Raw genomic sequence first — 10022 nt, forward strand, 5'->3', positions numbered from 1 at the left:
GAATTGAATGTAGAAATCCCTTTGATTATAAGCAATCATGAAGATTTAAGACCAATAGCGGAACAATTCAATATCCCTTTTCATCATGTGCCTTTTACTAAAGACATTAAAGAATCAGGGGAGAAAAAACAAATCGAATTGTTAAAAGAATACAATATTGACTTCATTGTACTCGCCCGTTATATGCAAATTATAACTCCTAAACTAATTGAATTGTATGAAAATAAAATCATTAACATTCATCATTCTTTTTTACCCGCTTTTCCAGGAGCCAAACCGTATCACTCCGCTTTTAAGAGAGGCGTGAAAATCATAGGTGCTACCAGTCATTATGTCACCGAAGAACTAGATGAAGGTCCTATTATTGATCAAGACATCAGTCGTGTATCTCATATCAATTCAGTAGAGGATTTTATTATGAAAGGAAAAGATTTAGAAAGATTAGTATTAGCGAGAGCGATTAAATTACATTCTGAAAGAAAAATGATGATCTACTGTAACAAAACAGTCGTATTTTATTAATAACTTCTTCATACATTAATGATAAAAGCTAGTTTATGACTGGCTTTTATTATTAGAAATAAAGACAACAGATTAAAAATTAATCCTGCACGTGCAACTGTTTTGACCCGTTAAAAAAGTTAACTTATATCCAACAAAGTAATAACTAAATTTTAACAACTAAATTTACTTTTCCGAAGCACCTTTGTAATGTAATGAATTGGTTATTCATCATTTGGTTTTGGTTAGTTTAAAAAAGCTAATATTCTTAAGGATATTAGCTTTTTTTTTTAAAATAATATAACTCAATGAAAATTTGTTACTGATTCTTATCAATATAAAAACCTATACTTTTTTCTCAGAAAAATCTAAGTATAAATAACACCACACAAAAGTTAACTTATATCCAACAAAGTAATAACTAAATTTTAACAACGACAACTGGTTTTATGAAGCACCTTTGTAGTGTAATAAATTGGTTATTTATTATTTAGTTTTGGTTAGTTAATAGATACCGATATTCTATGAATGTCGGTATTTTTTTTTTAGAAAATTTAGTGGTTTTTTTAAAAAATCTAGATATTTTTCAAATACAAAAGAGTTATTATCTCCAAAAAATCACTCTTTTAATTTTTTAAACAGAAAAACAAAGCACATTTACTTAAAGTGACTTAAACCATTCTAAACAAAAACTATCCTACGTATAAATACTATCATGAAAAAACAATTTCCTCATTTAATTATTCTATTGTTTATTTTGATTTTTACGGTTATTTCATGTTCTAATAACTCTAGTGATAATTCTAAAACAGCAATAGAAAAACCCATAACTGATTCTTCCAATATCGTTTTCATATTAATTGATGATATGGGCTGGGACGTTTTTGGAAACTATCCTGGTATTACTGGTACTAAAGCCACGACACCAAATATCGATGCATTAGCAAAGGACGGAATCACCTTTATTAATTTTTGGACTAATCCTGTGTGCACACCTACAAGGGCTTCATTATTAACGGGTAAATACAATTTCAGAACTGGTGTAGGAGGCGTACAAACACCACCTACAGCTACTTTAAAATCTAGTGAAGTTGTAATTCAGAAATACATTAATGACAAAACAGCTAATAAATATGCGACTGCTTTGGTTGGAAAATGGCATGTAAGTGCTAACAATGATTTGACCGCTCCTGAAAGTTTTGGGATTAATTATTTTTCTGGATTTTTAACAGGTGCAGTGTCTGATTATTATAACTGGACTCAAACTAGTAATGGAGTGCAACAAAATAGTACAACCTATGCAACTACACAATTAGTTGACAGTTCAATAATTTGGATCAAACAACAAAGCAAACCTTTCTTTTTATGGTTAGCATTTAATGCGCCCCATACTCCTTTTCATAGACCTCCATTGAATTTAATCACAAATCAATCCTTATCTGACAATACAGCGGCTATAAATGCTGACAAATACACGTATTATTTAGCTTCCATTGAAGCCATGGATAAAGAAATTGGTCGTTTAATTTCATCATTAACAGCTTCGCAAAAAGAAAATACTGTTTTTGTTATTATGGGAGACAACGGAACACCTGGCCAAGTTGCTCAAGAACCATATACAGCTAATGGAACGAAAAGCACTCTTTTTCAAGGAGGAATAAATACTCCATTAATAATTAGTGGTAAAAATATCACTCGTAAAAATGTGGTGGAAACAGCTTTAGTCCAAGCTCAGGATTTATTCCCCACTTTTGCTGCGATTGCAGGAGCTGGTAGCGGAAATTATATGGATGGTATCAGTATTAATCCGTTGTTTACCAATGCAAATGCTACAAAAAGAACCTATGTTTATACCGAACAATTTGGTCAGTCCTCACCTACTACTGATGGATATACTATTAGAAATAGTAATTACAAACTGATTCACTTAGAAGACGGAACAGAATACTTATTCAAGCTTAGTACTGATCCATTTGAGCAAAACAATCTAATATCAAGCACATCTAATACCGAGGCTCAAGAAAACCTAGTGCAACTTAGGGTATTGAAAACAAATTTGTAAAAATTAAATTCTAAAGAATCTAAAATTCAATATTAAGTAATTAAGAAAAATTAAGACTTAGCTTTTCTTAATTACTTAATATTTTTTTTTAATTTTTAATTGTAAAAAAAAACTAAAGCTTCTTTGCTTCTTCCCAAAACACATCCATTTCTGCTAAGGTCATATCCATTAATGGCTTCCCTAATTCACCAGCTTTACTTTCTAGATATTGAAAACGTTTGATGAATTTTTTATTGGTTCGTTCCAAAGCATCTTCAGGATTGATATTCAAAAAGCGTGCGTAATTAATCAAGGAGAATAAAACATCGCCAAATTCGGCCTCCATTTTGTCCTGATCACCAGAAGTCACCTCAACTTGCAATTCGGCTAATTCTTCCTGAACTTTTTCCCAAACTTGTTGTGGTTCCTCCCAATCAAAACCAACTCCTTTTACTTTATCTTGTATTCGGCTAGCTTTTACTAAAGCGGGTAAACTTTTTGGCACTCCTTCCAGAACGGATTTCTTTCCTTCTTTGAGTTTTAGTTTTTCCCAATTTTGTTTTACTTCTTCTTCATCTTTCACCACCGTATCGCTGTAAATATGAGGATGACGGTGAATCAATTTATCGCAAATTTCATTACACACATCAGCAATATCAAAATCCTTTGTTTCACTTCCTATTTTGGCATAAAAAACAATATGCAATAGCACATCACCCAATTCCTTTTTAACTTCGTTCAAATTATTATCTAGAATAGCGTCTCCTAATTCGTAGGTTTCCTCAATGGTAAGATGCCTTAGAGTTTGCAAAGTTTGCTTTTTATCCCAAGGACATTGCTCACGCAATTCATCCATAATAGTTAACAATCGATCAAATGCTTTTAATTGGGTTTCTCGTGTGTTCATCAAAATAGGTTTTTTGTAAAAATAAGAAATCCTGCAATCTCAAATTAAGATTGCAGGATTTTTTTCTAAATGAAAAAACATTTACTCTTTTACTTTTTTAGCTTTTTTTGGAGCTTCGGCAACAGGAGCTTCTGTTTCCGCTACGACTTCTGTAGCTTCTTCGGTTTTAGTAGCTTCTTGAGCTACCATTCCTTTTGCTTGCAAGGTATTATACCAATTTAAAATTTTCTTTACATCAGAAGCATATACTCTATCCTCGTCGTAAGTTGGCAAAATTTCTTTAAAATAAGCTAATAAAGTAGTATTATCTTCCTTATGAGAAATTGCTGGACCATTTTCATGTTTTGCAGCGATACTAGTCATTATTTCAGCTAGAGGCTGCTCTCCTTCATAGGTATAAATTGAAATCTCAGATAACAAACTTACATTACTTTTTAAGCTTACTGTTATTTTTTTTCCGTCAGATAATGATTCTGCCACAAAACCTGTGCGGGTTTGTACTCTCAATACATATAATCCTGGTTTTCCAGAAATAGATAATATTTTTTCTAAATTCATTTTTATATTTTTTACTTTTTTAATATTTCAGTGTTTTCAATAATCAAATAAAATTAGATTCTATTTGACTAATTTAGGATTGTTAGAAATTCTATCTCCCTTTTTTTCCAAAAAACTTCATTCTATAATCTTGAAAAGTTTTTCCTTCTAAGATATTTTTAAGCTTTTTTTGAATCAAACGCTTCTTAAGAGAAGATATTTTATCGGTAAACAAAATCCCTTCAATATGATCGTATTCATGTTGAATAACTCTTGCGATCAAACCATCAAAAACTTCAGTTTTCACGACAAAATCTTCTTCGCAGTATTCAATTGTGATTCTTTCATTTCTATAAACATCTTCACGAACATCAGGAATACTTAAACAACCTTCGTTGAAAACCCATTCCTCTCCATCTTCTTTTATCATTTTAGCATTGATAAAAGTTCTTTTGAATCCTTTCATTTTTTGTTGCTCAGCAGCATCAAGATCTTCATCATCGCTAAAAGGTGTAGTATCCATTACAAACAATCGCAATGCTAACCCTACTTGTGGCGCTGCTAAACCTACTCCTGATGCATTATACATCGTTTCATACATATTAGCAATTGTTTCTTTCAGGTTAGGATGTTCAGGTGTAATTTCCGCTCCTACTTTTCTCAATACTGGATCACCGTATCCTATAATTGGTAAAATCATTGTTCTTTATTTAATTTTTCTTCCATGCTTTAAGAAATCAAATCAACCTTATTATTACATGGATGGCAAAAATAGTAAAAAAATAGACAAGGACTATTCTCAACCATATAATTGATAAATTTTAACCTTTTATCAATTTCTCTTTCCGTTTTATCACATATCCATTTAACAATTCATACTTTTGTAATTATTCCCTATATTATGATTTCTAAAATACAGAAATTCAAAGACAGTACTGATTTCACAAATGCCCTAAAGATAGCGGTAGCAGGTGTCATTCCTGTTATGATTTTCTCTTATTTAGGCAGTATTGGTACTGGAGTTACCATTGCTTTAGGTGCTTTTTTTGTTTTCCCCAGTGATGTTCCAAGTATTCTTAAACATAAGATAAATGGATTAGTTGTGACTAGTTTAATTATTTCAGGAGTCAATTTAATCATCAATTTATCCTATCCATTTCCTTTTATTTTTTATCCTGTTTTTACCATTCTCCTCTTTCTATTATCAATGTTAGCGGTATATGACCAGCGTGCTACGATGGTTGCTTTTTCTGGATTGCTCTCTATTTCTTTAACCTTTTCTCATTTAAATTATGGATATGATCCCATATTTAAACATGCTGGATTGTTGCTAGGAGGTGGGTTATTTTATCTTTTTATTTCAGTCATCTTTTACTATATCCGTCCTAATCGTTATGTAGAATTGCAAATCACAGAATGTATGTCATTAACCTCTAATTATTTAAAATTAAGAGGTGATTTATGGGAGTTTAATTCCAATAGAAAAGACATCACCGAAAAACAACTTCATCTACAAGTCGAACTCAATACCATTCACGAAAACATTAGAGAAATATTAGTTCGAAACAGAACTAATTATGGTTCATCAAATCAAAATAGAAAGATGCTACTGTCTTTTATATCCTTAGTCGAAATCATGGAATTAGCAATTTCTACTTCTTTCGACCACAATAAATTACATCAAAAATTCGACAACCATCCTATTGTTTTAATTACGTATCAAAATTTGGCCTATAACCTTGCCAAAAGTTTAAAACATTTATCCGCAAGCATTTTAAACAAAACACCCTATAAGTCAAAAAACAATCTGATTGAAATTCTACATCAATTTGAAAATGCGATACAACAATATAAAAAAGACTTAGGCAAACCCGAATCTATTGAAGGTGTTTTGATGCTCACCACTATGCTTCATTATGCTGAAAAACAAGTAGAAAAAATAAAAATACTGGAAAGAGCCTTTACCAAAATTGTTCTACTAAAAGATTTAGATGGAAGAGATAAAGACTTAGAAAAATTAATACAACATCATTATTACCCTATTAATAGTTTAATAGAAAATTTCCGCTTTTCATCAACCATCTTTAGGCATTCTCTCCGTATAACGGTTACGATCCTCATTGGTTATATGATTGGAAAAGTGCTCCCTTTTCAAAATGTATATTGGATTTTACTTACCATTGTAGTAATCATGCGACCTGGATATGGATTAACAAAAGAACGTACGTATCATCGTTTCATTGGAACATTATTAGGAGGTCTAATTGCATTTTCTTTATTATCTATTATTCCCAATATTACTATTACAGGAATTATCTGTATTTTGGCGATGATTTTAGGTTTTTCCTTTAATCCATCTAATTATAAAATAGGAACAACCTTTATCACGATTCATGTCATTTTTATCTTTGCAATTTTGAATCCGCAGATAGACAATCTTATTCAGTACCGAATTTTAGATACGATTGTAGGCGCTATTCTAGCAATTTTAGCTAATCACTTCCTTTGGCCTTATTGGGAATTCTTAAACGTTCCTGAATATCTCGAAAAATCAATTGAAGCAAATAGAAATTATCTTAAAGAAATATCTGCTTTATACAATAATAAAGGAGGTGTATCATCTTCGTACAGATTAGCCAGAAATCAATCTTTTATTGAAGTGGGAAACTTAATGGCTTCCTTTCAAAGGATGCTGCAAGAACCAAAATCAAAACAAAACAACCTCGCTCTTTTTTACAAACTCACGGTTTTGAATCACGCTTTGCTATCATCAGCAGCATCTTTAGGAACTTATACCCAATCTCACAAAACAACCAAAGCATCCGATTCCTTTAATAATGCGATTAACCAAATTATAAAGAAATTAGACTTTGCTATCTCGCTCTTGAAAGAAAAATCACCCGAAATTAATGAGAGTATATCCGATTTAAGTATTGATGATAAAAATTTTACCGATTTAAAAAACCTACAATCCACAGAGTTAAAGGAAGAATATGACTTAAATGAAATGTCTTTTTTACTAAAAATGCAAGAGGTGCAACTTGTTATCGAACAGCTTATTTGGCTCAATAATTTATCAGACACTATCGTAAAGACAACCAAGGAACTAACAGCCAGTTCTTTACAATTTCAGAAATCAAAAACAGAATAAATCAGCATCCTAGATTCATAACTGATTCAAATATTTTTTGAGAATATTTTAATCCAAAATCGATAAAGCATTTAACCTACAATTTTCATTTGTATTCTTATAAATAATGAGTCTTTTTGGTCAATACCAACCTGTAATCGCTACCCCTGATCCAAAAATAAACGTAGCCTTTTCAACCCAGTTTATCAGACAAATTCAATATTAGCACAATTAATTGGACAAACAAATGATATTTAAATACAAACTTACTCATGTTGGCGCTTGTTAATAGAACAACACCAATGATGTCACAATTGCAAATTTAATACTGTCGAAATAAAGAAGAACCACAACACTGATAGCAGCCGAGTTTATAGGAGCTGTGGCCATGGACAAAAAATACAAGACTTATAAATATCCTGTATCTGCTTTTAAAGACACTTACTAAAGAAAATCACATAATCATATAATAATAATCAAATAAAAAAAGGGATGTCAAAAATATTTCAACATCCCTTTTAAATTTTATCTAAAAACTAACTATTTAAGTTTTAAAACTTCAGTAGTTTCTTTTCTGATTTTTTCTAGTAACTCTGGGTTTTTATTCAATTCCTTACCATAAGAAGGGATCATTTTCTTTAATTTATCCTGCCATTGGGGTGATGTAATTTGGTCTTTATAGCATCTTCCTATTACATCAATCATAATAGAAACAGCTGTAGAAGCACCAGGAGAAGCTCCTAATAAAACAGATAATGTTCCATCACCTGAAGTAATTACTTCTGTTCCAAATTCTAATTTCCCACCTTCTTTTTCATCCTTCTTGATTACTTGAACTCTTTGTCCAGCACGTTCAATAACCCAATCTTTAGATTTTGCTCCCGGAACATATTCTCTCAAAGCTTTGATTCTGTCAGCTGGAGATTGTCTTACTTGTTCAATTAAATACTTTGTTAAAGGGATATTTTTATAACCTGCAATAACCATTGGTACAATATTATCTAATTGAATCGATTTTGGTAAATCTGAGTATTTACCATTTTTCAAGAAACGAGTGGAAAAACCAGCAAATGGGCCAAACAACAATTGTTTCTCACCATTAATCATTCTGGAATCAATATGAGGAACTGACATTGGTGGTGCGCCTACACTCGCTTTACCATATACTTTTGATTCATGTTGCGCAATAACTTCAGGATTAGTACATTTTAGCCATTGTCCACTTACTGGGAAACCACCAAAACCTTTTCCTTCAGGAATATCTGCTTTTTCTAATAACGGTAATGAACCGCCACCTGCACCAATAAATACAAATTTAGTATATGCTTTTCTTGTCGAACCATCCGTTAAATTTTTTATTTTTATCCTCCAAGATTTATCATCTCTTTGTTTTAATTTTCGAACTTCATGGTTAAAATACATATTTACACCATCCATTTTAGACAAATAAGCAAACATATCTCTAGTTAACTGTCCAAAATTCACATCAGTACCAATAGCCATAGAAGTTCCTGCTACTTTCTCAGATTCATTTCTACCTTCCATTACTAGCGGCATCCATTCTTTCAATTGAGAAAAATCAGTTGTATAAAGCATGTCTTTAAAAAGAGGATTTGCTTGTAATGCTTCGTATCTCTTTTTAAGATAACTTACGTTTTTATCTCCCCAAACAAAACTGATATGAGGAATTCTTTTGATGAAATTTTCAGGAGAAGATACTTTTTCTTGTTGTACTAAATAAGCCCAAAACTGACGAGAAACTTCAAAAGATTCTGCAATACTAATGGCTTTTTTAGGGTCAATACTTCCGTTTTTCCCTTCAGGAGTATAATTTAATTCACAAAAAGCAGAATGACCTGTTCCTGCATTATTCCATGCATCCGAACTTTCAGCTGCTGCTTGATCTAATCTTTCGTAAATTTCAATAGTTAAATCTGGTTGTAATTCTTTTAGAATTAAGCCAAGAGTGGCACTCATGATTCCAGCTCCAATAAGAACTACATCACTACTTGAACGTATGGTTGTATCAGACATAATAAAATTTTAAAAATGCAAAGATACTTTATATTATCATAATTAAAAGACTAATTATGGACTAAATCGTTACATTTATCACTGCTTTTAATTGATTTAACAAACAATTTCAGAATCTTTTTTGGGATAAATAATCCTGAAGCATAATAGTTGCCGAAATTTCGTCAATCAAGGCTTTGTTCTGCCGTTGTTTTTTATTTAATCCACTATCAATCATGGTTTGGAATGCCATTTTAGAAGTAAAGCGTTCATCCATTCTGAGCACTTTCATATCTGGGAAATGATTGCTAAAATGAGTCACAAATCCCTTGATTATCGAAGCGCTTTGAGAAGGTTCGCCGTTCATTTGTTTGGGTTCGCCAATAAGTACTAATTCGACTTTTTCTTTGGAAAAATAATCTTTCAAAAAATCAATAGCTGTAGCACTAGGAATGGTTGTCAATCCCGAAGCAATGATTTGAAATTCATCAGTAACTGCAATTCCAGTACGTTTTTGACCGTAGTCTATGGAGAGGATTCTTGGCATTTTATAGGGAGTCTTTATGTTTTAAAACTGCAACAGTAGTCACAACTTTATTTTTAATAGCTATTTTGTAGACAACAATATACCCTTTTAAAGATATAGTCTCTCATATTCTTGTTATCAAAATTAGTCTGAAGCATCTTTTTAGTTTTTTCGAATGCAGGATCTTCTTGAACGATTTTCAACTCATCCAAAGAAAACGAACTCAATACTTGTACTATTTTGGCTTTTATTTTGGGCTGAAACTCTAATCTGATGGTCTCCATAATCTTGAGTTTGATTATACAAAGATAAAACATTTGGGGATAGGTTGTTTTTTTTCAATTGCCTAGGGTTTAAACCCTAGGCA

The 10022-nt window shown here is 31.6% G+C and carries 9 protein-coding genes; 3 read left to right on the plus strand and 6 right to left on the minus strand.

Annotation, left to right across the window (positions count from 1 at the left end):
* Together WBQ70_RS13605 and WBQ70_RS13610 are read left to right on the plus strand one after the other, a co-directional pair.
* A partial coding sequence (locus WBQ70_RS13605; protein ID WP_423915150.1) for a formyltetrahydrofolate deformylase occupies window positions 1–522 on the plus strand: 522 nt, incomplete at its 5' end.
* A 694-nt stretch (window positions 523–1216) separates the two neighbouring features.
* Complete coding sequence (locus WBQ70_RS13610; RefSeq protein ID WP_423915152.1) at window positions 1217–2563, plus strand: sulfatase-like hydrolase/transferase; 1347 nt, start codon at window positions 1217–1219, stop codon at window positions 2561–2563.
* Window positions 2564–2675: 112 nt separating this feature from the next.
* On the opposite strand, the gene mazG is transcribed toward WBQ70_RS13610, so the two are convergent.
* The 3 genes from mazG to def form a co-directional block, all read right to left on the minus strand.
* On the minus strand, window positions 2676–3449 hold the full coding sequence (gene mazG, locus WBQ70_RS13615; RefSeq protein WP_423915154.1) for a nucleoside triphosphate pyrophosphohydrolase: 774 nt from the start codon (window positions 3447–3449) through the stop codon (window positions 2676–2678).
* An 81-nt stretch (window positions 3450–3530) separates the two neighbouring features.
* Window positions 3531–4007, minus strand: coding sequence for a DUF5606 domain-containing protein (locus tag WBQ70_RS13620; RefSeq protein WP_423915155.1), 477 nt, complete (start codon window positions 4005–4007; stop codon window positions 3531–3533).
* Between the two features lie 91 nt (window positions 4008–4098).
* Window positions 4099–4686: a peptide deformylase gene (def, locus tag WBQ70_RS13625; protein ID WP_423915157.1), complete on the minus strand. Its 588-nt coding sequence runs from the start codon at window positions 4684–4686 to the stop codon at window positions 4099–4101.
* Window positions 4687–4887: 201 nt separating this feature from the next.
* Here def and WBQ70_RS13630 point away from each other — a divergent pair, with 201 nt between their 5' ends.
* Complete coding sequence (locus WBQ70_RS13630; RefSeq protein ID WP_423915159.1) at window positions 4888–7137, plus strand: FUSC family membrane protein; 2250 nt, start codon at window positions 4888–4890, stop codon at window positions 7135–7137.
* 519 nt (window positions 7138–7656) lie between these two features.
* Here the strand turns inward: WBQ70_RS13630 and WBQ70_RS13635 are convergent.
* The 3 genes from WBQ70_RS13635 to WBQ70_RS13645 all read right to left on the minus strand — a co-directional run bounded on the left by WBQ70_RS13635 (window position 7657) and on the right by WBQ70_RS13645 (window position 9939).
* Window positions 7657–9150 (minus strand): malate:quinone oxidoreductase, encoded by a 1494-nt coding sequence (locus WBQ70_RS13635; protein ID WP_423915161.1) that lies wholly within the window; start codon window positions 9148–9150, stop codon window positions 7657–7659.
* 109 nt (window positions 9151–9259) lie between these two features.
* Window positions 9260–9676: a Holliday junction resolvase RuvX gene (gene ruvX, locus WBQ70_RS13640; protein WP_423915162.1), complete on the minus strand. Its 417-nt coding sequence runs from the start codon at window positions 9674–9676 to the stop codon at window positions 9260–9262.
* Window positions 9677–9729: 53 nt separating this feature from the next.
* Window positions 9730–9939 (minus strand): hypothetical protein, encoded by a 210-nt coding sequence (locus WBQ70_RS13645; protein ID WP_423915164.1) that lies wholly within the window; start codon window positions 9937–9939, stop codon window positions 9730–9732.
* Window positions 9940–10022 lie beyond the last annotated feature (83 nt).

Source organism: Flavobacterium sp., from assembly GCF_049590715.1.
Taxonomy (GTDB): Bacteria; Bacteroidota; Bacteroidia; order Flavobacteriales; family Flavobacteriaceae; genus Flavobacterium.